The organism is Micromonospora sediminicola (genome assembly GCF_900089585.1).
Classification (GTDB): Bacteria; Actinomycetota; Actinomycetes; order Mycobacteriales; family Micromonosporaceae; genus Micromonospora; species Micromonospora sediminicola.
Genome location: NZ_FLRH01000004.1, coordinates 989,618 through 1,014,363, shown reverse-complemented (window position 1 = coordinate 1,014,363; position 24,746 = coordinate 989,618). Strand labels below are relative to the sequence as shown.

Here is a 24,746-nt window from a genome sequence, read left to right as displayed (position 1 = left end):
AACCGGTAGCTCGCGCTGAAGTTGGAAGCCCCCGGCCATCGGAGTTCGTCTCTTGGTCGGGGGCTTCTGTGCGTTCGCATCCGGGCTGATCAGTCCTCGTCCCGGTCCCGGCTCACAAGCTGGTTGAGCACCGTGAGCGCCCCGATCCCCACAAGCGCCGGAGGGGCTGCCTGGGGGTGCTGAAAGGCTAGGTAGACCACGAAGGCGGTTGCGACCAGGAGCGCGAGGCCCCGAGGCGACATGTCGCGGTTTCCCAGGGGCTTCTTACCTCGGCCTGCCGGCCGTCGTACAGTGGCCATAGCGAGTGGCTTCCTTTCACTTGTCGCAGAGGGTCTGGAGATTGCTCGTTCGTTGCACCCGCGCCAACGGGTGTTGTTCGCGACGGCACCCGCGCCAACGGGTGCCGTCGTTGTTTTTGCCGGCCTCGGCGAGCGAACGAGGCGTACGCCTGGCCGCCGTCGGCGTCCATGGACCCCCGCGCGTACGTCTGCGCCTGGAACTAGGTCCACGCATCAGCTTGACCTGGGGCTGTACCTGAATAAGCACGCTTCGAATGTAGTGGCCGATTAACCGGTGGGGAAATCGGCCGCGCGAAGGCGGCGCGCCGCGAAGCTCATCGAACATGTGTTCGACTGGCGCGCGTCTGGGATCCCTCCCGCTCAGCCCGCCGCGGGCCGCAGGTGGCAGGCTTACATCTCCGCACACGAAGGCCCCTCACTCCGGTCCGCGCCCGGGGTGAGGGGCCTTTCTGTGTTCGGGGCGTTTACACGCCTACGCCGTCGCCTCCTCGGCCGCGATCTCGGCGAGGCGCTGGGCCTCGGGGTCGTCAAACTCGCCCATAGTGAAGCGGACGTCTGCCGGGGTTCCTCGCCGACGAGGCTCGCGGGACACGAAGGCCCGCACGCCGGCCGTGCGAAGGAGGTCGTTCCGGCCCTCGGGGTCCCGGTCCCAGACCTGGCGGAAGGTCTCGCCCGTCGGGACGTCCTCCCACCGGTCCGGCGTCTCGGGCAACGCGGCGAGCTTTGCTAGGTGCTCTTCGTGCTCCCTCATCCGAGCCAGGACGGCACGCTCTGACGCGCCGCCGCTCGGGATCTTCTCCAGCCGCTCGACAAGGCGGCCGAGCGCGGCTTCCGTCTCGGCGCGCTCCTCGGCGTGCGACTCGCCGGGTACGAAGACCCGGTGCATGACCTCGAAGTGACCGGCCCGGCTCAGGAACTCCTCTGCGACCCGAGCCTCTAGCCAATCGGCGGGCGTGCTGCCGTTCCCGCAACCCGTCCCGCCGACTGACTTCGAGGAACACCGGTAGTAGTTCCGTCCGCGACCTGGGTAGACGTACATCGGCCGCAGGTCTTCGCACACGCCGCAGAACGCGACCCGGCGCAGCACCGAGGCGTTTACACGCGGGCGGGGCTTCCTGTTGTTCGCCCGGTCGCTGATCTCACTCTGAAGCTTGCGCCACACGCCGTCGTCTAGAAGGGCATCGGCCCGGCGGACGCGCCGCCCGGCGTCGTTCACGATCGGTGACCCGTCAGCGGTTACGAGGTAGCCGCGGAGGGTCTCAGACCGTAGGAGGTTCGCTAGATTGCCGACGCGCCAGGTAGTCCCGCGCGGTTCCTTCCCTGCCCGAATCCGCTGGACGTCGAGTGAAGTCGGCACGCCGCGCCGGTTGAGGTCCGAGACGATCGCGTTGATGGACTCGCCGCCGATGACCCGCGCCGCGACGTCGCGGAGGATGGCCGCCGGCTCGGGGTCGATCTCCAACACGTAGCCGCGTCCGTCGAGGGCAGGGATAGGCCGGTACCCGTAGGGCACGAAACCGCCCCGGTGCCGGCCCACCTTCGTCAGGTGGTCGTAACTGCCCTTCGTCCGCTCCTTGATTGCGGCAAGCTCACCTTGGGCGAGCGCCGCGATGATCGTTGCGATGGTCTCGCCCATCGGCGTTGAGAGGTCGAAGCCCTCGGTGACGCTGACCAGCGTCCGGCCGTTGCCGCGAAGGTGCTCGATCAGCTTCGAGAAGTGGAGCACTCGCCGCGCAACCCGGTCCGTTCGCCAGCAAGTGAGGATGTCAAACGACCCCCGCTCGCCGCGCAGCCACGGGCCCAGGCCGGGCCGGTCCCACGGGTCTACGCTGGCCGACACGCCCAGGTCTTCGGCCCATCCCACGATGCGATGCCCGTTGGCCGAGGCCCAGCCTTCTTGAATCTCTTTCTGCCGCGCCGGGCTGGTTGTCGCCTCAGTCTCGCGGGAGAGCCTGACCGCTCCTAGAACGTCCATGGGTTGAGCGTAGCCGTTGGCGTGTTATCGTCCTACTCGCGTCGTCGAGGAAGAGCACGCCCCGGTGGGCCAGCGAGACCGCTCCGGGCCTCGCCAGCGGCGAACCGCCGCCGACCAGCGCGGGCACCGTGGCGGTGTGGTGCGGCGCCTGGAACGGGGGACGGCGCAGCAGGCCACCGCCGGGCGGCAGCAGCCCGGCGATCGAGTGCAGCGCGGTCACCTCCAGGGCGGCCTCGTCGTCCAGCTCGGGCAGGACCGACGGCAGCCGCTCGGCCAGCATGGTCTTGCCGGCGCCGGGCGGGCCGAGCAGGGCGAGGTGGTGGCCACCGGCGGCGGCGATCTCCAGGGCCCGGCGGCCGAGGGGCTGCCCGGCGACGTCGCTGAGGTCGGGCCCGACCGGGACGTCGGCCGGTGGCCGCGCGGCCGGGGCGAGCAGTGGCGTGCCGTTGCGGACGTGGGCGACGAGCCGGTGCAGGGTGTCGACCGCGTGGACCAGGACGCCGGGGATGACGGCCGCCTCGGCGGCGTTGCCGGCGGGCACGACCACGCGGGTGTATCCGGCCCGGGCGGCGGCGGCGACCATGGGCAGGGTGCCGCGCACCGGACGGACCGTGCCGTCGAGCCCGAGTTCGCCGAGGACGACGGTGCCGTCGAGGGCGACCGGGGGCAGCTCGCCGGAGCCGGCGAGGACCGCCACGGCGATGGCCAGGTCGAAGGCGGAGCCGTACTTGGGCAGCGTGGCGGGCAGCAGGTTGAGGGTGATCCGCCGGTTGGGCCACTTCTGGCCGGAGTTGACGATGGCGGCGCGGACCCGGTCGCGGGCCTCGTGCAACGCGGTGTCGGGCAGGCCGGAGATGACCACGGCGGGCAGGCCGGGGGCGAGGTCGGCCTCGACCGCCACGACGTGCCCGGCGACCCCGGCGAGGCCGACGCTGAGAATCTTTGCGTAGCCCATGTCAGAACGCGCCCCGCAGGTGTTCGACCTGGGCCCGGCCGGTGACCGGCAGCCGGACCGAGAGCACGTCGAAGCGGACCTCGTCGGCGGTGGTGCCGGTCTCGGCGAGCCAGCGGACGGCCAGGCCACGCAGCCGGCGGGCCTTGGCCCGGACCACGGCCTCGACGGGGGCGCCGTACCGCTCGGTGCGCCGGGTCTTCACCTCGCAGAAGGCGAGGACCGGCCCCTCCCAGGCGATGATGTCGATCTCCCCGTCGGGGCGGCGCCAGTTGCGGGCGACCGGCCGCAGGCCGCTCTCGATCAGGTGCCGCAACGCGCACCGCTCGCCGTACGCCCCGACGGCCTGGTTCCGGTTCGTCATGCCGGTCAGGTTGCGACCGGCGGCCGGGCGGCGCGTGCCGCCGGCGTCCGACCTGTGGACGAGATCCGACTTGTGGACGGGACCACGATCTTCCGGCCGATGTGCCACCGAATCACCCCACGGCGGCTCGGAGCCGGCCGGGGCCGCCCCGAGCTGGCGCGATGTTCCGGTCGGCCCGAATGGCGCGGCTGGTGCCGGTCGCATACCGTGCCCGTCGTGGACGGACGACGGAGCTATCCCGAGGATCAGCAGGGGTCGCGTTGGGGCGAGCGCGGGTACGAGTCGGAGTGGCGCGCCGCGGGCGAGCCGCGCTACCGCGACGACGACTACCGCGCCCCGGAGCAGCGCGCCGGTGAGAGCCGGTACGGGGGTTACTCCACCGCCGACCCGCTGGTCGACGACACCAGCGGCTGGCGGTCGCAGCGTCCGGACGACCCGGAGGTCTCCGGCGAGCTGCCCGGCCGGGCCGGCCGGCGGGCGGCGCGCGAGGCGCAGGGCGGTGAGGATGCGCTCTCCCGCAGCGGCGTCGACGCGCTCGGCACCGCGTCGCACGGCACGTCGACCCCGCTCGGCGGCGCCTCGGCCCCGGTCGCCGACCCGCTCGGCGGCGGGTCGCGCGGCGCCGACGCGTTCGGCGCGCGCGGCGGTGACGGTCTCGTGGGCGGGGTCGACCCGGCGCGACCCGGGCCGCTGGGCGGCTACCCGATCGTCGACACCGGCGCGACCGGCGGCACCCAGATGTCGCTGGGCGGCCGGCCGGGTCCGGGCTCGGCCACCCCGCTGACCATCGGTGAGCGTCCCGGCGGGCCGGCGGAGTCGGCGGCGCCGCCGAACCCGCTGGAGATGCCGACCGGCCCGATGCCGTCGGTGGTGCCCCGGACGGACGGGCCGCCGCCGGGTGACGGCGTCTACCGGACCCGGCGCCCGGCGCTCGCGGTGCTGCTGGCGGCGCTGGTGCTGGTGCTGGAGGTGCCGGCGTTGCGGGTGCTGCTGCACGGGCTGGTGGGCGACCCGGTGTCCACGTCGCACGTGGTGGTGGGGACGTTCCTGGTGGTCGGGCTGCCGATCTTCGGCGCCGGCCTGTACGGGCTGCGCACCGGCGGGCTGGCGCTCGCCGACGGCAGTCGGGGTTGGCTCCGCCCGCCGACGGCGTACCTGACCGTCGGCCTGGTGCTCTTCCTGGCCGCGGCCCTCGCCGCCCGCTGACCCGGGCGGGGAGGAAACGCACCCCGGGGCCGGGGTGCGGAGAAGGCGCGTACACTGGTCGACTGGCGACCGCCTCGCGCGGTCGACCTCGCGCGCCCTCTCCACGGTCCTCCCGTGGGGCGACGGCCTCCCTGGTCCCGGTTCCGCACCGGGCCCACCCTGGCCGGCGACCGGGCGCCAGGCGTCCGGTCGCCGACCGGACGGACAACCAGGGACAAAGTAGGAGTACCCACCATGGCCGTCGTGACCATGCGTCAGCTGCTGGAGAGCGGTGTGCACTTCGGGCACCAGACCCGGCGCTGGAACCCGAAGATGAAGCGCTTCATCTTCACCGAGCGCAACGGTATCTACATCATCGACCTGCGCCAGACGCTCGACTACATCGAGAAGGCGTACGAGTTCGTGCGCACCACCGTCGCGGGCGGCGGCAGCATCCTGTTCGTCGGCACCAAGAAGCAGGCCCAGGAGGCCATCGCCGAGCAGGCGACCCGGGTCGGCCAGCCGTACGTCAACCACCGCTGGCTCGGTGGCATGCTGACCAACTTCCAGACCGTGTACAAGCGGCTGCAGCGGATGAAGGAGCTCGAGGCCCTGGGTGACCTGAGCGGCACCGCCGCCGGTTACACCAAGAAGGAGACCCTCCAGCTCTCCCGCGAGAAGATCAAGCTCACCAAGACCCTCGGTGGTCTGCGGGACATGCAGAAGCTCCCGGCCGCGGTCTGGATCGTCGACACCAAGAAGGAGCACATCGCCGTCGACGAGGCCCGCAAGCTGGGCATCCCGGTGATCGCGGTGCTCGACACCAACTGCGACCCGGACGAGGTCGACTTCCCGATCCCGGGCAACGACGACGCCATCCGCTCGGCCGAGCTGCTGACCAAGGTCGTCGCCGCCGCCGTCGCCGACGGTCTGATCGCCCGCTCCGGCCGCAACCGGGGCGCCGACGAGAAGCCCGAGGCGGGCCAGGTCGGCGCCGACGAGCCGCTGGCCGAGTGGGAGCGCGAGCTGCTCGAGGAGCCGAAGAAGGCCGACGAGCAGCCCGCCGCCGCCGAGCCGGCCGCGCCGGCCGCCGAGCAGCCGGCGACCGCCGCCGCGGAGTGATCTCGCCGTCGCGTCCCCGCCGTCCGGTTTCCCGGGCGGTTGGGGACGCGACGGGTACGCCGGGCAGAACCGGCCCGGATCCGGGTAACCGGGCACCCAGACCATCTCACTGACACCGAAGAGAGAGTCATGTCCAACTTCACCGCCGCGGACGTCAAGAAGCTCCGCGACCTCACCGGCGCCGGCATGATGGACTCCAAGAAGGCGCTGACCGAGGCCGAGGGCGACTTCGACAAGGCCGTCGAGATCCTGCGCGTCAAGGGCGCGAAGGACGTCGGCAAGCGGGCCGGCCGCACCGCCGCCAACGGTCTCATCGCCCACTCCGGCCAGGCGCTGCTGGAGCTCAACTGCGAGACCGACTTCGTCGCCAAGAACGACGCCTTCATCGCGCTGGCCCAGCAGCTGGTCGAGCACGGTGTGGCCAGCGGCGCCACCAACGCCGAGGAGCTGCTCGCCAGCACCATCGACGGCAAGAGCGTGGCCGACCTGATCCAGGAGCAGTCCGCCAAGATCGGCGAGAAGCTGGTGCTGAACCGCTTCGCCAAGCTCGACGGCACCACCGCGGTCTACCTGCACCGCAAGAGCCAGGACCTGCCCCCGGCGGTCGGCGTGCTGGTGCAGTTCTCCGGCAAGACCGACGAGGCGGCCGACGCCGACGCGCGTGGCGTGGCCATGCAGATCGCCGCGATGCGGCCGAAGTACCTCACCCGCGACGAGGTGCCGGCCGAGACCGTCGAGTCCGAGCGGCGGATCGCCGAGCAGACCGCCCGCGAGGAGAACAAGCCCGAGGCGGCGCTGCCGAAGATCGTCGAGGGTCGGGTCAACGCCTTCTTCAAGGACTTCGTCCTGCTGGAGCAGGCCGCGGTCGCCGACAACAAGAAGACCGTCAAGCAGGTGCTGGCCGACGCCGGCATCGAGGTGACCCGCTTCGTGCGGTTCGAGGTCGGCCAGGCCTGAGCCGCCGCTCCGGGCCGCTGAGCCCGGGCGCAGGGAGAACGTCGACGAGGAGGCCGCCGGTGTACGCGACAGGCACCGCGGCCTCCTCGTCACATAGGGTCTGCAGGGGCACGTACGCGAGGCCCGCGCGGCGCGCGGGGAGAAGGGGCGGGGCGGATGACGCAGGTTGTGAGTGACCGGAGCCTGGCGGCGGACGATCCGACCGCCCCTCCGCCCGGTCGGTCCCGTCGGGTGGTGCTGAAGCTCTCCGGTGAGGTCTTCGGCGGCGGCGCGATCGGCGTCGACCCGGACGTCGTGCAGGGCATCGCCCGGCAGATCGCCACCGTGGTCCGCCGCGGCGTGCAGGTCTCCGTGGTGGTCGGCGGCGGCAACTTCTTCCGCGGCGCCGAGCTGCAGAAGCGGGGCATGGACCGGGCCCGCGCCGACTACATGGGCATGCTCGGCACGGTGATGAACTGCCTCGCGCTCCAGGACTTCCTGGAGAAGGAGGGCATCGAGACCCGGGTGCAGAGCGCCATCACCATGGCCCAGGTCGCCGAGCCGTACATCCCGCTGCGCGCGATCCGGCACCTGGAGAAGGGCCGCGTGGTGATCTTCGGCGCGGGCGCCGGGATGCCCTACTTCTCCACCGACACGGTGGCCGCCCAGCGGGCGCTGGAGATCCGCGCGGACGTGGTGCTGATGAGCAAGAACGGCGTGGACGCGGTCTACACCGCCGACCCCCGGATCGACCCGACGGCGAGCAAGCTCGACTCGATCACCTTCTCCGAGGTGCTGCGCCGTAACCTGCGGGTGGCCGACGCCGCCGCGTTCAGCCTCTGCATGGAGAACGGCCTGCCGATGCTGGTCTTCGGCGCCCAGGGCGACGACACGATCGTCCGTGCCGTCGGCGGTGAGAAGATCGGCACGCTGATCACCGCCTGACCGGCCCGCCGGACCGGCAGCGGTCCTCTGCCACTGCAGCACCAGCACAGCCCACGACGAGCGACAGAAGGAGGCGAGGAGACCGGTGATCGACGACACCCTCCTCGAGGCGGAGGAGAAGATGGAGCGTGCGATCGAGCACGCCAAGGAGGAGTTCGGCGGGATCCGCACCGGTCGCGCCAACGCCGCCATGTTCTCCCGGATCCTCATCGACTACTACGGCAGCCCCACCCCGCTGCCGCAGATGGCGTCCATCGCGGTGCCCGAGCCGCGCATGGTGATCATCAAGCCGTACGACAACTCGCAGACCAACGCGATGGAAAAGGCGATCCGCGACTCGGACCTCGGGGTCAACCCGAACAACGAGGGCAACCAGCTGCGCATCGTGCTCCCGCAGATGACCGAGGAGCGCCGCCGCGAGATGATCAAGGTCGCCCGGCACAAGGGCGAGGAGGCCAAGGTGGCCGTCCGCAACACCCGCCGCAAGGCCAAGGAGGAGCTGGACCGCCTGGTCAAGGACGGCGAGGTCGGCGAGGACGAGGGCCGGCGCGCGGAGAAGGAGCTGGACGACCTGACCCAGCGCTTCGTCGGCACCGTCGACGAACTGGTCAAGCACAAGGAGAGCGAGCTGCTCGAGGTCTGAGCGGCCCGCGTACCGTGACGGCACCGCGCCGCCGCCGCCCGACCCCGGGCGGCGGCCCGGTGCCGTCGTCGTGCCCGGCGGCGTCCACCCTCGGCGCTTCCCGGGTGCAGTAGGCTCGGCACGATTCCCGACCACCACCGGGTGAACGGCGGGAGTCGCCCGGCCGTCGGTCGGTCAACAGGAAGTCTCACGCCGGTAGGGGATGGTTTTGGTCTTGCGTCATGTGGTGGCTTTCGTACCGTCTGCCGGTGCGTGATGTCCCACCCCGACCCCTACGGCGGCGCCGAGCCGCGCGGCTGGGACCGCCCGGCGCCCGCGCTGCCCTGGCCGGAGACCGATCTCGAACCCGGCCCGTGGCAGCGCCCCGGCCCGGGCACCCGTCCGCACCCCGCCGACGCGGGCGCCTACGCGCGCCCGGAGACGTACGCGCGCCCGGTCGCCGACCCGTACCCGGGGACGACCCGACGCCACGACGCCGCGCCGCCGTACGACGAACCCCGGGCCGCGGGGCGCGACCGCCGGGACGAGCCGGCGCCCGGCGGGCGCGGCGCGTGGGGTGGGGACCGGCCGGACGACGAGTACCCGACCGCCCAGATCCCCCCGGTGCGTGACGAGCCGGTACGCGACGAGACGGCGCCCGAGCCACCGGCCGGCCGCCGGGCCCGGGGCCGTCGACGGGCGAGCGCGGAGCGGCCCCCGACCGCCGTGCCCGGGGCGTCGCGGGCCGGCCGTAACCTGCCGGCCGCGATCGGCGTCGGGGTGGCCCTCGGCGCGGCGATCGTGGTGCCGCTGTTCTTCTTCCTGCCGGCGTTCCTCGCCGTGCTGGCCGCCGCCGTGGCCATCGGCATCGGGGAGATGGCCCGGGCGGTCCGCCGCAGCGGCGCCCACCCGCCGCTGGTGCCGCTGGTCGCCGGCGGCGTGCTCACGGTCGGGCTGGCCTGGTTCGCCGGCCCGGACGCGCTCTGCCTCGGGCTGCTGGTCACCGTGCTGGGCACGATGATCTGGCGGTTGGGTGACGGGCCCGGCAACTACCAGCGCGACCTGACCGCGGCCACCCTGATCGCGGTGTACGTGCCCTTCCTGGCCGGCTTCGCGGCCCTGCTCGCGGCGGCGCCCGACGACGGGCACCTGCGGGTGCTGGTCACGCTGGTGGCGGTGGTGCTCTCCGACACCGGCGGGTACGCCGCCGGGGTGGCGTTCGGCAAGCACCCGATGGCGCCGACGATCAGCCCGAAGAAGTCCTGGGAGGGCTTCGCCGGCTCGGTCACGGCCGCGGCGGCGGGCAGCGCCGTGCTGCTGTGGCTGCTGTTCGACGTGGCCCCCTGGTGGGGCGCCCTGTTCGGAATGGCGATCTCCTGCGCGGCGGTGCTCGGCGACCTCGCCGAGTCGATGATCAAGCGGGATCTCGGGGTCAAGGACATGAGCAACCTGCTGCCCGGGCACGGCGGCCTGATGGACCGGCTCGACTCGATCCTGTTCGCGGTGCCGACGGCGTATCTGCTGCTGGCGGTCTTCGTGCCGGTGGTGGGCTGAGGGATGGATCACGGCGGCGTCGCGGGCCGGACCGGCCGGACGGGGACGATTCGGCACCCACGGACGGGTGCGTCCGGTCGGACGCGTGTCAGACTGGACGCGCCATGACGAGCCTCCCGCTGATCTCCGTAGACCCCGACGCCCGCGGCCGCAAGCCCGCGATGCCTCCCCGCCACCTCGCCGACCTGGACCTGCCGGGCCGGCAGGCGCTCGTCACCGAGCTGGGCGAACCGGCGTTCCGCGCCAAGCAGGTCTCCAACCACTACTTCGGGCGCCTGGTGCGCGACCCGGAGCGGATGACCGACCTGCCGGCGGCGACCCGCGAGCGGCTGGCCGGCACGCTGCTGCCCACGCTGCTCACCCCGGTCCGCGAGCTGGCCTGCGACGACGGCGCGACCCGCAAGGCGCTCTGGCGGCTGCACGACGGCTCGCTGGTGGAGAGCGTGCTGATGGGTTACCCGGACCGGGTCACCGTCTGCATCTCCAGCCAGGCCGGCTGCGGCATGGCCTGCCCGTTCTGCGCCACCGGCCAGGCCGGGCTGACCCGCAACCTGTCCACCGCGGAGATCGTCGACCAGGCCGTCTACCTGGCCGGGGTGGCCGCCTCCGGGGTGGTGGCCGGCTCACCGCCGCGGCTGTCGCACGTGGTGTTCATGGGCATGGGCGAGCCGCTGGCCAACTACGCGCGGGTGGTCGCGGCGATCCGCCGCCTGGTCGCGCCGGCGCCCGAGGGGCTCGGCCTGTCCCAGCGGCACATCACCGTTTCCACGGTCGGGCTGGTCCCGGCCATCCGCCGACTGGCCAGCGAAGACCTCTCGGTGACCCTTGCGTTGTCGCTGCACGCCCCCGATGATGAGCTGCGCGACGAACTCGTCCCGGTCAACCAGCGCTGGAAGGTGTCCGAGGTGCTGGACGCGGCGTGGGACTACGCGGCCACGACGGGGCGTCGCGTGTCCATCGAGTACGCGATGATCAAGGACGTGAACGACCAGCCGTGGAGAGCCGATCTGCTCGGGCGGCTGCTGGCCGGCAAGTTGGCCCACGTGAACCTGATCCCGCTCAACCCGACTCCGGGCAGCCGCTGGGACGCCAGCCCGAAGCCGGTCGAGCGGGAGTTCGTCCGGCGGTTGCGCGACGCCGGGGTGTCCACGACGGTGCGGGACACCCGGGGGCGCGAGATCGACGGGGCGTGTGGGCAGCTCGCCGCCGCCGAGGACACGGACAGCGACTCACGCGCGGCAACGGCGTAGCGGTACGAGACCAGGAGACATAGTGGCGAGTCAGGGTCAGCGTTTCCGGCGTAAGGCGCTCCGCCGGGGATACAAGGTCGACGAGGTGGACGCCTTCCTGGACCGGGTCGAGGCGACCCTCGCCGGCCAGCCGGTGGGCGCGCCCGTGGCCTCCCAGGAGGTCCACGACGTCGTCTTCCGGGTCCGGTTCAACGGCTACGACGAGTGGCAGGTCGACCTGCACCTCGACCGGGTGGAGCGGCAGCTCGCCGAGCTGGAGGAGCGCTCCGGCGTCCCCGGCGGGCGCGGTGGCGACCCCCGGATGGCCGACCGGCTCGGCCCGCCGATGCGCGACGACCGCGGCCTGTCCCCGGTGCCCCAGCCGCCGATGCCGCCCCGGCAGATGCCGGCCCAGGCCGGCCCGCCCGCCGACCGCTACGGCAACCGGTACGACGAGCCGACCGGCGCGTTCGCCGGCGGGTACGACGCCCCGCGCGGCGGCTACGACGCGCCTCGCGGCCCGGGTGGCCCCGGTCCGATGGGCCCGGGTGCCCCGCTCGGCCACGGTGGCCCGCCGCCGCGTGGCCTCCCGCCCGGCCCCGGTGGCTACGGCGGCCCGGACAACGGCCCGGGTGGCTACGGCGCTCCGGACAACGGTCCGGGTGGCTACGGCGGCCCGGACAACGGTCCGGGTGGCTACGGCGGCCCGGACAACGGTCCGGGTGGCTACGGCGGCCCGGACGAGCGGTTCGACGGTTTCGAGGCGGGGCGGCACGGCCGCGCCGACATGACCGCCGAGATCCGCATGCCCGAGCGTGACCTGCGTGACCTGCGCGGTCGCGGACCGGCCGGTCCGCCGGCGCTGCCGCAGCAGGGCTACGGCGCCCCCGAGCCGGGCTACGGCCCGCCGGACCAGGGCTACGGTCCGGGCCCGTCGATGACCGGCCCGCCGCTGGTCGGCCCGCCGGCCGCCGGTCCGCCGATGGTGGGTCCGCCGATGGCCGGCCCGCCCGGCAGCGACCTCTACCGCGTCGACCAGATCCGGCGCAGCTTCCAGGTCCGCCGGTTCGGCAGTGGGTACGACCCGGACCAGGTCGACCGGTTCTTCGAGACGCTGCTCGGCGGCATGCAGGGGCGCAACCCGATGCCGGTGAACCCGAAGGACCTCGACACGCTGCGCTTCGGGCTGGTGCCCGGCGGCTACTTCGAGGCCGAGGTCGACGCCGCGCTCAAGGACGTGCAGGACATCCTGCTCGGCCGCTGAGCCGTCCACGACGACGAAAGGGCCCGCCCCCGACGAGGGGCGGGCCCTTTCGCGTACCGCTGGCGCCGCGCGTCAGGACCGCAGGCCGTTGCGGCGCAGCACGGCGTCGCCGATGACGATGGCGAGCAGCAGCGCGGCGATCCCGAACAGCCAGATGTCCTCCACCCGGCCCTCCTCGGTGCCGCAGAACGCCATCAACACCAGGGCCACCGCCGACACCACCGCACCGATCCGCCCGGACTTGCGGTGCCCGGGCTTGTGCTGATCTGGCGCGGTTACCGGCTCGTCTCCTGCCACTGTCGGTCCTTCCCTCGCGATCGGATCTCCGATCAGTCTGGCACGCGCCCCGCCGGGCCCGGCGCAGGGTCCGACCTCACGGTGCCGGGATGACCCGCGTGGGCGACCGGCGGCCCGGACGCCGCCGACCGGCCCGGGCCGTTGGACCCGATCCGACCGGGGCGCAACGGCACTACCGGCGTCGCGGAACGGCGACCACACTGCCTCCGGTAGCGTTCCTGACGTACGCCTGATGTCTTGTCGAGGGGGATTGCGGTGCGAGTGACCGGTACGGGCCATGCCAGCATGCGGATCGACACGCCCGCGGGCAGCATCCTGTGCGACCCGTGGGTCAATCCCGCCTACTTCGCCTCGTGGTTCCCGTTCCCCGACAACTCCCAGCTCGACTGGGCGACCCTGGGCCAGGTCGACTACCTGTACGTGTCGCACCTGCACCGGGACCACTTCGACGCCAAGCACCTGCGTGACGTCATCTCCAAGGACGCCACCGTCCTGCTGCCCGAGTTCCCCACCTCGGAGATGGAGGACGAGCTGCGGGCGCTGGGCTTCACGAAGTTCCTCAAGGCGCCGAACGAGCAGGTGGTGGAGCTGCCCGGCGGGCTGAAGATCATGATCCAGGCGTTGACCAGCCCGACCGACGGCCCGATCGGCGACTCGTCGCTGTGGGTGGAGTACGACGGCGTCCGGCTGCTCAACCAGAACGACGCCCGCCCGACCGACCTGACCGTCTTCGCCGAGCTGGGCCACGTGCACGCGCACATGCTCCAGTTCTCCGGCGCGATCTGGTACCCGATGGTCTACGAGCTGCCGCAGGCGGCGAAGACCGCGTTCGGCAAGCAGAAGCGGGACCGGCAGTTCGACCGCACCTGGCGCTACATCGACGACCTGAAGGCCGACCACGTCTTCCCGATCGCCGGCCCGCCCTGCTTCCTCGACGACGAGCTGTGGCAGTTCAACGACATCTTCGGCGACGAGGGCAACATCTTCCCCGACCAGTCGGTCTTCCTGGCCGAGTACGCCAAGGTCGGCGGCACCAACGGCATCGTGCTCCTGCCGGGCAGCGTCACGGAGATCACCACCGAGGGCGCGACCACCACCCACCCGGTGCCGGTGGAGGAGTTCTTCGCGAACAAGGTCGCGCACCTGGAGGAGATGCGGGAGCGCAAGCGCCCGATCATCGAGGCCGAGAAGGCGTCCTGGCGGCATCCCGAGATCGACGTGCTCGGCCAGATGAAGCGCCGGATCGAGCCGCTGCTGGACGAGTCGATCTATCTGGCCAAGGGCGTCGGCGGTCCGGTCCGCTTCGACCTGGTCGGCTACGACGGTGCCGAGGTCGAGTCGATCGTGGTGGACTTCCCGGGCAAGGAGGTCCGGCCGTACGCGGACGAGAAGGTCCGCTACCGGTTCCGCACCGAGCGCGCCCTGATCGAGCACCTGCTGCACATCGACGAGGTGGACTGGGTCAACTCGCTCTTCCTGTCCTGCCGGTTCTCGGCGGCCCGGATCGGCCAGTACAACGAGTTCGTCTACGCCTTCTTCAAGTGCCTCTCCGAGGAACGCCTCCAGTACGCCGAGGGCTGGTACGACGAGCACGAGCGGGCGGTCGACGCCGAGGACATCACGCTCGACGGCTGGGTGGTGCAGCGGCGCTGCCCGCACCTGAAGGCGGACCTGAGCCGGTTCGGCATCGTCGACGGCGACCAGCTCACCTGTCAGCTGCACGGCTGGAAGTTCGACCTGGCCAGCGGCCGCTGCCTGACCAGCGTCGGGCACAAGATCCGCGCGCACCGCGCCGACGCGGAGACCCCGGCGCCGGCCGGGGAAGCGGTCATCTGACGCTTTCCGCCCCGCCCGCCGCCCCGGCACGCGACCATCGTGGTGTGGGGGCGGCGTGACGGGCGCGGACCGGGAACCGGGGTACCGGTTCGGGCGCAGCAGCGAGATGGCACGGGACGCCTCGCGGGTGGAGGCGTTCAGCGACGCGGTCATCGCCATCGTGCTCACCCTGATGGCGGTCGAACTGCTCCAGTTCGGTCCGGACACGCCGGGTGACCGGGGACTGCCGGCCGCGTTGGCGCACGAGTGGCGGGCCTACCTGGCGTACGTGATCACGTTCGCCGTGGTCGGCCAGGTCTGGCTGACCCACCACAACATGTGGCGCTACGTCTGCCGGGTCGACCAGATGCTGCTGGTGCTCAACCTGCTGCTGCTGATGTTCGTGGCGGCCATCCCGTTCACCGCGAACCTGCTCGCGGACCACCTGCGCGGCACCACCGGCGACCAGCGGCTCACCGCCGCCCTGTACGTGGGCACGGTGCTCGGCGAGGCGCTGTTCTTCAACCTGAGCTGGTGGTGGGCCCGCCCGCCGGGGTCTGCTGCACCCGGACCTCGACCCGCGGCTGGCCCGGGCGGTGGCCCGCCGGTTCCGGCTCGGCCCGCTGCTCTACCTGGTCGCGTTCGCGGTCGTGTTCGTCGACCCGATCCTCAGCCTGCTGGCCTACCTGCTGCTGGTCGGCCTCTACGTGATCCGCGGCCCCGGCGACCTCCCGCGCGCCGGGCAGGAGGCCGCCGAGACGCCGTGAGGTGTTAAGAGGGGACCCCTGCTCTACCGGAGGCGTTAACAGGGGGCCCCTCCTTACAGGTCGGCGAGGATGCGGCGGGCCGCGTTGTGGCCGGCGGCGCCGATCACGCTGCCCGCCGGGTGGCAGCCGGCGCTGCCCGCGTAGACGCCGTCCACGCCGGTCGCGTACGGCATCCGGTCGGTGAACGAGACCGTGTTGTCGACGTGGTGGATGTGCCCACCGGTGATGCCGAAGTGGGCCTCGATGCCGGGCGGGGGCAGTGGCACCGCGTCCGCGATCAGGTCACCGGCGCCCGGGGCGTACCGCTCGCAGATCGCGATCAGCCGCTCCACATAGCCGGGCAGCGCCGCGTCCCAGGTGGTGCCGGCCAGCTCGTAGGGGACCGACTGGACGAACAGCGCCGACGAGTGGTGCCCGGCCCCGTCGGACAGCGACGGGTCGACCGTCGTGTGCAGGTACCACTCGATGGTCGGCTCGTCCGGCAGCCGCCCCGCCCGGACGTCCGCCCACATGCCGCGCAGCGCGGCCATCGGCGACTCGCCGCCCGCGCCGACCAGCGAGGCCGAGCCGGGGAGCAGGTGGATGGTCGACCCGAACGGGCTCGGCGCGTCCGCCGGCAGGCAGGAGAAACGGGGCAGCCCGGTGAGCGCCAGGTTGAGCTTGAGCGTGGTGCCGGGGCGGCGGACCGCCGCCATCCGCGCGCCCAGCTCCGCCGGGAGCGCGCCGTCGGGCAGCAGCTCCATCAGCCGGTACGGGTCACAGGCCCCCAGCACCACGGACGCGCCGACCTCCCGACCGTCGGCCAGCACCACCCCGGAGGCGGCGCCGGCGTCGAGCGTGATCGCGGTGACCGGCGTACCGGTGACGATCCGCGCCCCGGCGCGCCGGGCGGCCTCGGCGAAGGTACGCGAGACGGTGCCCATGCCGCCCTCGGCGATCATCCAGGTGCCGTCCGACCCGGGAAGTCGGCACATGTTGTGCACCAGGAAGTTGTGCCCGGTGCCGGGGTCGTCCGGGCCGGCGTTGAGCCCGGAGAGGCCGTCGGTGACCGCGTACATGCTGACCAGCAGCTCGGAGCGGAAGTCGAAGCGGGCCAGGTGGTCGGCGACCGAGCCGCGCACCAGGTCGACGAAGACCTGCCGCAGGGCCGGCCGGACGTAGCGCTCGGCGGTCTCCTCGACCGGCAGCGGCTCGGCCAGCCAGGCCGGCGCGAGGTCCTCCCGCAACTGGGCCAGCTCGGCCTGGAGCGCGTCGTCGGCGGCCACGTCGGCCGCCGAGAACATGTCGGTGAGCTGCCGCCGGGTGGCCGCGGTGTCGCTGCCGAACAGCAGGTACGGCGAGCCGAGCCCGCCCGGGGTGGGCAGGAAGTAGTGCGGGTCGCGGCGCAGCACCGGAATGGTCACGTCCAGCGTGGCCAGCAGCTCCGGCGGCATCAGCCCCAGCAGGTAGGACCCGGTGGAGTGACGCAGGCCGGGCACCTTGGGGAACGGATTCTCGGTACGGGTGGCCCCGCCGATCACCTCGGCGGCCTCCAGCACCAGCACGTCGAGGCCGGCGCGGGCCAGCAGGATCGCCGAGACCAGGCCGTTGTGCCCGGAGCCGACCACGACGACGTCGGCGCGGGACGGCAGCTCACTCGCTTCGCTCATGCCGTGCCGGCTGGGCATGCGCTCATGGCCCTCGCTGCGCTCGGTGCGTTCGCTCATGCCGTGCCGGCTCGGCATGTGCTCATGGCCCTCGCTGCGCTCGGTGCGTTCGCTCATGCCCGGGCAGCCTAGTGCGGGCACGTCACCGGTGGGAGGGTTCGCGGCGGGCGGCTACCGTGGCGGCCATGTCCGAGGCTGTCCCGGTCGCCCTCGTGGTGGCGCTGGTCGTGGTGGTGCTGGTACTGCTCGTGGTGCGGCGCGGCCGTCCCCGGGACCTGGTCGCCCCGGACCGCCCCGCCGCTGACGGGCAGGCCGAGGTGCTTCGGCTGGCCCGCGCCGGGCGCACGGTCGAGGCGGTCAAGGTGCTGCGTGCGCAGACCGGGCTGTCGCTGCTGGACGCGAAGCGCGTGGTGGACCTGCTGGCGGCGGGCGGGACCTGGTCACCGGGCGTCCCGGTGCCGGGCGCGAACGTCGACGACGCGGTGCGGGCCGAGGCCGCGCGGCTGCTGCACCGGGGCAGGAAGATCCAGGCGATCAAGGTGGTGCGGGAGCACACGAACCTGTCGCTCGCCGACGCCAAGCGGTACGTCGAACGCCTCTGACGCCGAGCGGCCGTCACCCCGCGTTCACCGGACAGCGGCAGCGGTCGATGGATTCGTGTTCTACCGTCGACAGGACACCCACCGCCTCCGGGAAGGTCACCCCGATGGATCGTCGTACCGTCCTGCGTGCCACCGCCGTCGGCGGCGCGGCCGCCTTCGCCGGCAGTCTCTGGGCCGGCGCCGCGCCCGCCGACCCCGCCCAACCCGGCCCCGGCCCGTACGGGGACCTGCTGCCCGCCGACGCCAACGGCCTCCAGTTGCCGGCCGGCTTCACCAGCCGGGTGATCGCCCGCTCGGGGCAGCGGGTCGCCGGCACCTCGTACTCCTGGCACTGGGCGCCGGACGGCGGCGCCTGCTTCCCGGCCGGCGACGGCTGGATCTACGTCTCCAACTCGGAGGTCCCGCTGGTCGGCGGCGCCTCGGCGGTGCGGTTCGCGGCCGACGGCGCGGTCGTCGCCGCGTACCGGATCCTCGGCGGCACCAACACCAACTGCGCCGGCGGGGCGACCCCGTGGGGCACGTGGCTCTCCTGCGAGGAGGTGCCGCTGGGCCGGGTCTTCGAGACCTGGCCCGACGGCGGCCGGGGTGGCGAGGAGCGGACCCGGATGGGTCGGTTCAAGCACGAGGCGGCGGCCTGCGACCCGGTGCGGCGGGTGGTCTACCTGACCGAGGACGAACCGGACGGCTGCTTCTACCGGTTCGTGCCGGACACCTGGGGCGACCTGCGCACCGGCCGGGTGCAGGTGCTCTGCGCCCCGGACGGCCAGGTCACCGGCCCGGTCACCTGGCGGGACCTGCCGGACCGGGACGGGTTCCCGGTCCCGACCCGCTACCAGGTGGGCGCGGCGCAGTCGTTCACCGGCGGCGAGGGCTGCTGGTACGCCGACGACACCTGCTGGTTCACCACCAAGGGCGACAACCGGGTGTGGGCGTACGACGCGGTGCACCAGCGGCTCGACCTCGCGTACGACGACTCGCTGGTGCCGGCCGGCGCCGCGCCGCTGACCGGTGTCGACAACCTCACCGGCACGCCGGGCGGCGACCTCTACGTGGCCGAGGACGGCGGCAACATGGAGATCAACGTGATCACGCCGGCCGGCGTGGTCTCGCCGTTCCTGCGGCTCCTCGGGCAGGCGAAGTCGGAGATCACCGGGCCGGCGTTCGCCCCGGACGGCAGCCGGCTCTACTTCTCCTCGCAGCGCGGCACCAGCGGTGCCACCGCCGGCAGCGGCGGCATCACCTACGAGGTGCGCGGCCCGTTCCGGCGCTGACGCGGCTCACCGGTCAGGCGCGGGCCGCCACCCGGGCGGCCCGCCACCGGCTCAGCGCCAGGGTGGCCGAGTATCCGGCCAGCACGATCACGTGGAACAGGTAGAGCCAGAGCAGCACCGCCACCCCGCCGCCGATCTCGTCGAACCCGCCGAACGGCACGCCCAGATTCAGCGGCAGCGAGCAGAACAGCACGAAGCCGTGCAGGAAGCCGGAGAGGTTCGCGGCGGTGAACGAGCCCATGCCGAGCGTGGAGAGCCAGTCCGGGGAGGCCGGTCCGACCACCCGGAACACCCACACCAGCACCGGCGTGAGCACCAGCCACACGGCCAGGAACGACAGCACCACGCCCAGCGCGCCGATCCAGCCGCCCTGGCGGACCAGCCGGGTGGTCAGCGGCAGCGCCAGCAGGATCGACAGCAGCAGCGCCGGGGCCGGCGCGAGCAGCGGGAGCAGCAGCAGCCGGCCGCGCCAGCCGACCAGCGCGCCGGACTCGCCGCGCGGCTCGGCCACCGAGACGAACGCCCGGCGCAGCCCTTCGCCGTAGAGCGAGGCCGGCAGCAGCGAGGCCAGGGCCAGCAGCGGCGTCAGCGTCACCCCGGCCTCGACCAGCGCGGCCACCGCCCGGTCCGCGCCGATCTGGGTGGGCAGGGTGTCGATCGCGTACCCGGTGAGCCGGCGCACCCGGTCGGCCCCGGCGACCAGCCCGGTGAGCCAGATCGCCAGCAGCGCCACCGGCACCACGGCGATCGCGCCGTAGAAGGTGATCGCGGCGGCGTGCAGCGACAGATCCCGGCCCCGGACCGGCCGGAACGCCGCAGCCGTGATCCGCTTGGTCCGCTCCCACCCGTCGCCCATCGCCCCCTCGTTCCCCGTACGCCCGTCCGGCACGCATTACGATCCGGCGTCATGATGATCGCCTCGACCCAGCGGCTCGTGGTCCGGGACTGGACGGAATCACCGCACGACCTGGCCCGCGTCTACGACATCTACTCCCGCGAGGAGGTCATGCGCTGGCTCGGGGGCGGGGCGGGGCGGATGACCGACCCGGCGGAGGCGCGCGACCGGGTGCGTCTGTGGCGCGACCGCTGGGCGCCGTACGCCGGCAGGTGGGGCCTGTGGGCGATCGAACCCCGAGACCGGTGGTGATGGCCGGCAACGAGCCGTCCATGGCGGTGGCCCGGCGGCTCGGGATGACCCACGTCGGCGTGCGCGGCGACTGGTACGGCGGCGCCGCCCTGGAGACGTTCGTCCTGGACCGCCCCGCCTAGCGGTGTTCCTCGTCTCGCCCGCGCCCGCACGTTGGCAGTTCGTCGCCGGCCTCCTACGGTGGTGGGGACACGGGGGGAGGTGGTGGTGTGGTCGACGGTGGCGACGCGGCGCGTTGGCTGCACCTCAACGCCCCCCGAGGTGGGCCGGACGAGCTGTCGCTCCTGGTGAGCGGGGCCGCGCCCGCGATCGGGGCCACCGACATCGTGATCTACCTGGCCGACTACACGCAGTCCTCGCTCGTACCCCTGGTCGGCGCCGGCGGGCCTCGGGACGAGCTGACGATCGAGACGACGCTGGCCGGCCGGGCGTTCACCGGCCTCCAGGTGCAGCGCGCCCCCGACCACCCGGACCGGCTCTGGGTGCCGCTGCTGCTCGGCTGTGAGCGGCTGGGGTGCTGGAGATCGTGTCGCCCGGGGCCGGCGATCCCGCGCTGGACCGGCCGGCCTGGGAGGTGGCGGTCGCCGTCGCCCAGGTCCTGGTGAACCGCCGGCTCTACGGCGACGTCGTGGAACGGATCCGCCGCCGCCTTCCGATGCAGGTCGCCGCCGAGACCGTGTGGGGGCTGCTGCCGCCGCTGACCTTCGCGACCGACGACCTGGTGATCACCGCCATTCTCGAACCGTGTTACGACGTCGGCGGGGACATCTTCGACTACGCGCTCAACGGCGATGTGCTCAGCGTCGGGCTCTTCGACACCTGCGGGCACGGGATCAAGGCGAGCGCGCTGGCCTCGCTCGTGGTCAGCGCGTACCGCAACGCCCGGCGCACCGGCCTCGACCTGGTCGACACGGCGATCAGCATCGACCGGTGGGTCCGCTCCGAGCATCCCGGCCTGTTCGCGACCGCGCTGCTCGCCGAGCTGGACCGGCGGACCGGCCTGCTGAGGATCATCAACGCCGGCCACCCCGGGGCCATGCTGCTGCGCGACGGCAAGGCCGTCCGGGCGCTGCCCGGGCCGACCGCGCTGCCGCTCGGGCTGGGCAACCTGTCGGCCAGGCGCCCCCGGGTGCACGAGGAGGCGCTGCACCCGGGCGACCGCGTCCTCGCCTACACCGACGGCATCACCGACGCGCGCGGCGACGACGGGGAACGGTTCGGGCTGGACCGGCTGGTCGACTTCGTCGAGCGTGCCCTCAACGACCGGCTGCCCAGCCCGGAGACGATGCGCCGGCTGGTCCGCGCCGTCCTCGCCTACCAGCGGGACCAGCTCGACGACGACGCCACCGCGCTGTTCCTGGAGTGGCAGCCACCGCATCTGCCGTTGGGGCACCTGGAGCACCTCACCGCGCGGGTTGAGGGATCTCGGTAGCGACGGACACCGTGTGCGAGCAGGGCTCGGCGGGGCAGCGCCGCTAGGGTGGGCGGTAGCACGATTACCCGCGGAGGGGGTGAGCCCGATGGCCCAGGCCGCATTCGCGCCCGAGCCGGCGCCGCAGCCCGCCGAGCCGTCGTTCGACGTGCTCCGCTGGCACGACGAACCGTGGACCGCGCAGCTCGCTCTCGATCTCCTACCGGAGACCAACGGCCCGAAGGTCGAGGTCCTGAGCGGAAGCGTGATCGTGACACCACATGCCGGCATCGACCACCAGTCGGTCGAACGCGAATTGCCCTACCTCCTGCACCGGGCCGCCCGCCGGGAGGGACTCTGGGTCTATCCGGAGATCAACCTGGTCTGCGGCAAGGACATGTTCATCCCTGACATCGCCGTGCTCCGCTCCTCGGGCGGCGGCCGGTCCGCGGTCGACATCGGTGAGGCCGTCCTCCTCGGCGAGATCGTGTCGCCCGGCAACCGGCGCAAGGACGTGATCGACCGGCCGCGGGAGTACGCCGCCGCCGGCGTGCCGTATTTCCTCCGGGTCGACCTGCGTAACCGGGTGCCGGCGCTCGCGCTCTACGAGCTGGTCGACGGTGAGTACCGGCCGCTGTCCGCCGCGGCTGCGGGAACCACGTTCGTGATGCGGCAGCCGTTCGACTTCAGCGTCGATCCGGCCGACCTGCTCGACGAGGAGGCCCCCGGGTCCGGGACCTCGGTGTGATCCACACCGGTTCGGCGAGGTGGCGGCATCGGTCGGGCCGGGAGGGCGCCACCTCGGGGAAGCGGAGTCGATCAAGCAGTGGGGGGACGCCGGGGCGGGACGGGTGAGGCGCTGGGGAACAATGGGTGGGTGACCACTCCCCGAGACCTCGTGCTGCTCGGCTCGACCGGCTCCATCGGCACCCAGGCCATCGACATCGTCAAGCGCAACCCGGACCGGTTCCGGGTGGTCGCGCTCGGCGCCGGCGGCGGCAACGTGGAGCTGCTCGCGACCCAGGCGCTGGAGCTGGGCGTGGAGGCGGTCGGCGTGGCCCGCGCCTCCACCGCGCAGGACCTCCAGTTGGCGTTCTACGCCGAGGCGAGCCGGCGCGGCTGGGCCACCGGCGACTTCAAGCTGCCCAAGATCGTGGCCGGTCCGGACGCGATGACCGAGCTGGCGCAGTGGCCGTGCGACGTGGTGCTCAACGGCGTGGTCGGCTCGCTCGGGCTCGCGCCGACCCTGGCCGCGCTGCGCGCCGGGCGCACCCTCGCGCTGGCCAACAAGGAGTCCCTGGTCGCCGGTGGTTCGCTGGTGCGGGCCGCGGTGACGCGCCCGGAGCAGATCGTGCCCGTCGACTCGGAGCACTCGGCGCTGGCCCAGTGCCTGCGCGGCGGTGCCCGCGACGAGGTGCGGCGGCTGGTGGTCACCGCCAGCGGCGGCCCGTTCCGGGGCCGGCGGCGCGACGAGTTGACCCAGGTCACACCGGAGCAGGCCCTCGCGCACCCGACCTGGAACATGGGGCCGGTCGTGACGATCAACTCGGCCACGATGGTCAACAAGGCGCTGGAGGTGATCGAGGCGCACGAGCTGTTCGACGTGCCGTACGCCGACATCACGGTCATGGTCCACCCGCAGTCGGTGATCCACTCGATGGTCGAGTTCGTCGACGGCTCCACCCTCGCCCAGGCCAGCCCGCCGGACATGCGGCTGCCCATCGCGCTCGGGATCGGCTGGCCGGACCGGGTCCCCGGGGCCGCCGCGGCGGTCGACTGGACCTCGGCGCACACCTGGGAGTTCTTCCCGCTCGACGACACCGCGTTCCCGGCGGTCGCGCTGGCCAAGGCGGCCGGCGAGGCCGGGCGGTGCCGGCCGGCGATCTACAACGCGGCGAACGAGGAGTGCGTGGCGGCGTTCGTGGCCGGGCGGCTGCCCTTCCTCGGCATCGTCGACACCCTCCAGCGGGTGCTGGAGGACGCTCCCGACTTCGACGAACCAGGTACCGTCGAGGACGTGCTCGCCGCCGAGTCGTGGGCACGGGCGCACGCCCAGGAGATCATCGTCGGGTCGGTGGAAGGAGCTCGATGAGCTATCTGCTCGGGGTGGTGCTGTTCGCCCTGGCGATCCTCATCTCGGTGAGCCTGCACGAGGCGGGGCACATGCTGACCGCCAAGGCGTTCGGGATGAAGGTCACCCGCTACTTCGTCGGCTTCGGCCCGACGCTCTGGTCGTTCAAGCGGGGCGAGACGGAGTACGGCGTCAAGGGCATCCCGCTCGGCGGCTTCTGCAAGATCGTCGGCATGACGCCGCAGGACGACGACGTGGAGCCGGGGGACGAGAAGCGCGCCATGTGGCGCTACCCGGTGTGGAAGCGGACGATCGTGATGTCCGCCGGCTCCGCGATGCACTTCGCCATCGCGCTGGTGGCGCTCTGGATCATCGCGGTCTCCGCCGGCCTGCCGAACCCGAAGTTCCCCACCACCGAGGCCGGCTTCCGGGCCGAGCCGGCGGTGGTCGCCATCGCCCCGTGCGTGGTCGTGGAGAACGCGGCCCGCGCCTGCCAGAGCGGCGACCCGGCCAGCCCGGCCGCCCAGGCCCAGCTCAAGGACGGCGACCGGATCACCGCGGTGAACGGCCGTCCGGTCTCCACCTGGGGCGACATGCTCGACGTGGTCCGGGGCACCAAGCCCGGCACCGCCACCGTCTCCTACCTGCGCGACGGCACCCCCGCCACGGCCACGGTCGACCTGGCCGCGGTGCAGCGACCGCCGCTGGGCGACCCGAAGGGCGCCACCTCGGCGGTCTCCGCGCTCGGCGTGGCGCTCCAGCCGAGCACCCCCACCCGGGTGGAGTACGGCCCGGTCGCCGCATTCGGCGCCACCGCCGACTTCACCGGCAACATGGCGGTGCAGACCGCGCACGCCATGCAGCGCATCCCGCAGAAGGTCCCGGCGCTCTGGAACGCGATCACCGGTGAAGAGCGCGACATGGACACCCCGATCAGCGTGGTCGGCGCCAGCCGGCTCGGCGGCGAGGCCGTGGAGAACAACGCCTGGCTGGTGTTCTTCATGCTCTTCGTGTCGCTCAACTTCTTCATCGGCGTGTTCAACCTGCTCCCGCTGCTCCCGCTGGACGGCGGCCACATCGCCATCGCCTGGTTCGAGCGCGCCCGCTCCTGGCTCTACGCCCGGATCGGCCGCAGCGACCCGGGGCGCGTCGACTACCTGAAGCTCATGCCCCTCACGTACGCGGTGATCCTGGTCGGTGGCGTGTTCACGCTGCTGACCGTCACCGCGGACGTCGTCAACCCGATCACGCTCTTCTCAAGGTGAGTGCCTG

At 72.8% G+C, this 24,746-nt stretch carries 23 protein-coding genes and 2 pseudogenes; 19 read left to right on the top strand and 6 right to left on the bottom strand.

Annotated features, from left to right (window positions below):
* Positions 1 to 771 precede the first annotated feature (771 nt).
* The 3 genes and pseudogenes from GA0070622_RS32725 to GA0070622_RS26135 form a co-directional block, all read right to left on the bottom strand.
* Positions 772 to 2,274, bottom strand: coding sequence for a recombinase family protein (locus tag GA0070622_RS32725; protein ID WP_176710575.1), 1,503 nt, complete (start codon positions 2,272 to 2,274; stop codon positions 772 to 774).
* Positions 2,261 to 3,229: pseudogene (locus tag GA0070622_RS26140) on the bottom strand (YifB family Mg chelatase-like AAA ATPase); the annotation flags it as partial. The pseudogene GA0070622_RS26140 and the gene GA0070622_RS32725, both read right to left, overlap by 14 nt.
* A gap of 1 nt (position 3,230) precedes the next feature.
* The gene (locus GA0070622_RS26135; RefSeq protein ID WP_091580180.1) at positions 3,231 to 3,590 is read right to left on the bottom strand and encodes a YraN family protein; all 360 of its coding nucleotides are present in this window, start codon (positions 3,588 to 3,590) and stop codon (positions 3,231 to 3,233) included.
* A gap of 207 nt (positions 3,591 to 3,797) precedes the next feature.
* On the opposite strand from GA0070622_RS26135, the gene GA0070622_RS26130 reads away from it, so the two are divergent.
* The 8 genes from GA0070622_RS26130 (at position 3,798) to GA0070622_RS26095 (ending at position 12,447) form a co-directional block, all read left to right on the top strand.
* Positions 3,798 to 4,796, top strand: a complete 999-nt coding sequence (locus GA0070622_RS26130; RefSeq protein ID WP_091580176.1) for a hypothetical protein — start codon at positions 3,798 to 3,800, stop codon at positions 4,794 to 4,796.
* Between the two features lie 234 nt (positions 4,797 to 5,030).
* Complete coding sequence (rpsB, locus tag GA0070622_RS26125) at positions 5,031 to 5,897, top strand: 30S ribosomal protein S2 (RefSeq protein ID WP_091580171.1); 867 nt, start codon at positions 5,031 to 5,033, stop codon at positions 5,895 to 5,897.
* Positions 5,898 to 6,026: 129 nt separating this feature from the next.
* Positions 6,027 to 6,854: a translation elongation factor Ts gene (gene tsf / locus GA0070622_RS26120; RefSeq protein ID WP_091580167.1), complete on the top strand. Its 828-nt coding sequence runs from the start codon at positions 6,027 to 6,029 to the stop codon at positions 6,852 to 6,854.
* 156 nt (positions 6,855 to 7,010) lie between these two features.
* Positions 7,011 to 7,778: a UMP kinase gene (pyrH, locus tag GA0070622_RS26115; protein ID WP_036345766.1), complete on the top strand. Its 768-nt coding sequence runs from the start codon at positions 7,011 to 7,013 to the stop codon at positions 7,776 to 7,778.
* Between the two features lie 85 nt (positions 7,779 to 7,863).
* A complete protein-coding gene (frr, locus tag GA0070622_RS26110; protein WP_091580162.1) occupies positions 7,864 to 8,421 on the top strand; it encodes a ribosome recycling factor in 558 nt (185 codons plus the stop codon).
* Between the two features lie 255 nt (positions 8,422 to 8,676).
* Complete coding sequence (locus GA0070622_RS26105) at positions 8,677 to 9,954, top strand: phosphatidate cytidylyltransferase (RefSeq protein WP_091580158.1); 1,278 nt, start codon at positions 8,677 to 8,679, stop codon at positions 9,952 to 9,954.
* Positions 9,955 to 10,058: 104 nt separating this feature from the next.
* Complete coding sequence (gene rlmN / locus GA0070622_RS26100) at positions 10,059 to 11,204, top strand: dual-specificity RNA methyltransferase RlmN (protein WP_091580154.1); 1,146 nt, start codon at positions 10,059 to 10,061, stop codon at positions 11,202 to 11,204.
* A gap of 22 nt (positions 11,205 to 11,226) precedes the next feature.
* Entirely contained in the window at positions 11,227 to 12,447 is a 1,221-nt protein-coding gene (locus GA0070622_RS26095; protein WP_091580149.1) for a DivIVA domain-containing protein, read from the top strand.
* 72 nt (positions 12,448 to 12,519) lie between these two features.
* Here the strand turns inward: GA0070622_RS26095 and GA0070622_RS26090 are convergent, their stop codons facing one another.
* A complete protein-coding gene (locus GA0070622_RS26090) occupies positions 12,520 to 12,744 on the bottom strand; it encodes a DUF2631 domain-containing protein (protein WP_091580146.1) in 225 nt (74 codons plus the stop codon).
* 255 nt (positions 12,745 to 12,999) lie between these two features.
* Between GA0070622_RS26090 and GA0070622_RS26085 the strand changes: the two genes are divergently transcribed.
* A complete protein-coding gene (locus GA0070622_RS26085) occupies positions 13,000 to 14,580 on the top strand; it encodes a Rieske 2Fe-2S domain-containing protein (RefSeq protein ID WP_091580142.1) in 1,581 nt (526 codons plus the stop codon).
* Positions 14,581 to 14,686: 106 nt separating this feature from the next.
* A pseudogene (locus GA0070622_RS26080) lies at positions 14,687 to 15,326 on the top strand (TMEM175 family protein).
* A 53-nt stretch (positions 15,327 to 15,379) separates the two neighbouring features.
* Here the strand turns inward: GA0070622_RS26080 and GA0070622_RS26075 are convergent.
* Positions 15,380 to 16,975, bottom strand: a complete 1,596-nt coding sequence (locus tag GA0070622_RS26075; RefSeq protein WP_091584026.1) for a phytoene desaturase family protein — start codon at positions 16,973 to 16,975, stop codon at positions 15,380 to 15,382.
* A gap of 182 nt (positions 16,976 to 17,157) precedes the next feature.
* On the opposite strand from GA0070622_RS26075, the gene GA0070622_RS26070 reads away from it, so the two are divergent.
* Both GA0070622_RS26070 and GA0070622_RS26065 read left to right on the top strand, forming a co-directional pair.
* Positions 17,158 to 17,574, top strand: a complete 417-nt coding sequence (locus tag GA0070622_RS26070; protein ID WP_091584022.1) for a ribosomal protein L7/L12 — start codon at positions 17,158 to 17,160, stop codon at positions 17,572 to 17,574.
* A 104-nt stretch (positions 17,575 to 17,678) separates the two neighbouring features.
* On the top strand, positions 17,679 to 18,845 hold the full coding sequence (locus GA0070622_RS26065; RefSeq protein ID WP_091580139.1) for an alkaline phosphatase PhoX: 1,167 nt from the start codon (positions 17,679 to 17,681) through the stop codon (positions 18,843 to 18,845).
* Positions 18,846 to 18,858: 13 nt separating this feature from the next.
* Here the strand turns inward: GA0070622_RS26065 and GA0070622_RS26060 are convergent, their stop codons facing one another.
* Positions 18,859 to 19,701, bottom strand: coding sequence for a YhjD/YihY/BrkB family envelope integrity protein (locus GA0070622_RS26060; RefSeq protein WP_091580136.1), 843 nt, complete (start codon positions 19,699 to 19,701; stop codon positions 18,859 to 18,861).
* A gap of 51 nt (positions 19,702 to 19,752) precedes the next feature.
* Here GA0070622_RS26060 and GA0070622_RS26055 point away from each other — a divergent pair, with 51 nt between their 5' ends.
* The 7 genes from GA0070622_RS26055 to GA0070622_RS26035 all read left to right on the top strand — a co-directional run bounded on the left by GA0070622_RS26055 (position 19,753) and on the right by GA0070622_RS26035 (position 24,739).
* On the top strand, positions 19,753 to 19,992 hold the full coding sequence (locus GA0070622_RS26055) for a GNAT family N-acetyltransferase (RefSeq protein ID WP_245666826.1): 240 nt from the start codon (positions 19,753 to 19,755) through the stop codon (positions 19,990 to 19,992).
* On the top strand, positions 19,992 to 20,114 hold the full coding sequence (locus GA0070622_RS33525) for a hypothetical protein (RefSeq protein WP_281187052.1): 123 nt from the start codon (positions 19,992 to 19,994) through the stop codon (positions 20,112 to 20,114). Before GA0070622_RS26055 ends, GA0070622_RS33525 begins: the two co-directional genes overlap by 1 nt.
* 87 nt (positions 20,115 to 20,201) lie before the next feature.
* The gene (locus GA0070622_RS33290; protein WP_245666824.1) at positions 20,202 to 20,597 is read left to right on the top strand and encodes a hypothetical protein; all 396 of its coding nucleotides are present in this window, start codon (positions 20,202 to 20,204) and stop codon (positions 20,595 to 20,597) included.
* Positions 20,507 to 21,424 carry a PP2C family protein-serine/threonine phosphatase gene (locus tag GA0070622_RS26050; protein WP_245666822.1) on the top strand — a complete coding sequence of 306 codons (918 nt, stop codon included), beginning with the start codon at positions 20,507 to 20,509 and terminating at the stop codon, positions 21,422 to 21,424. The genes GA0070622_RS33290 and GA0070622_RS26050 overlap by 91 nt, the downstream gene beginning before the upstream one ends.
* An 88-nt stretch (positions 21,425 to 21,512) precedes the next feature.
* Positions 21,513 to 22,151 (top strand): Uma2 family endonuclease, encoded by a 639-nt coding sequence (locus tag GA0070622_RS26045; protein WP_091580133.1) that lies wholly within the window; start codon positions 21,513 to 21,515, stop codon positions 22,149 to 22,151.
* A 129-nt stretch (positions 22,152 to 22,280) separates the two neighbouring features.
* A complete protein-coding gene (gene dxr / locus GA0070622_RS26040; RefSeq protein ID WP_091580129.1) occupies positions 22,281 to 23,495 on the top strand; it encodes a 1-deoxy-D-xylulose-5-phosphate reductoisomerase in 1,215 nt (404 codons plus the stop codon).
* Positions 23,492 to 24,739, top strand: coding sequence for a M50 family metallopeptidase (locus tag GA0070622_RS26035; RefSeq protein WP_091580125.1), 1,248 nt, complete (start codon positions 23,492 to 23,494; stop codon positions 24,737 to 24,739). Before dxr ends, GA0070622_RS26035 begins: the two co-directional genes overlap by 4 nt.
* Positions 24,740 to 24,746: the final 7 nt, after the last annotated feature.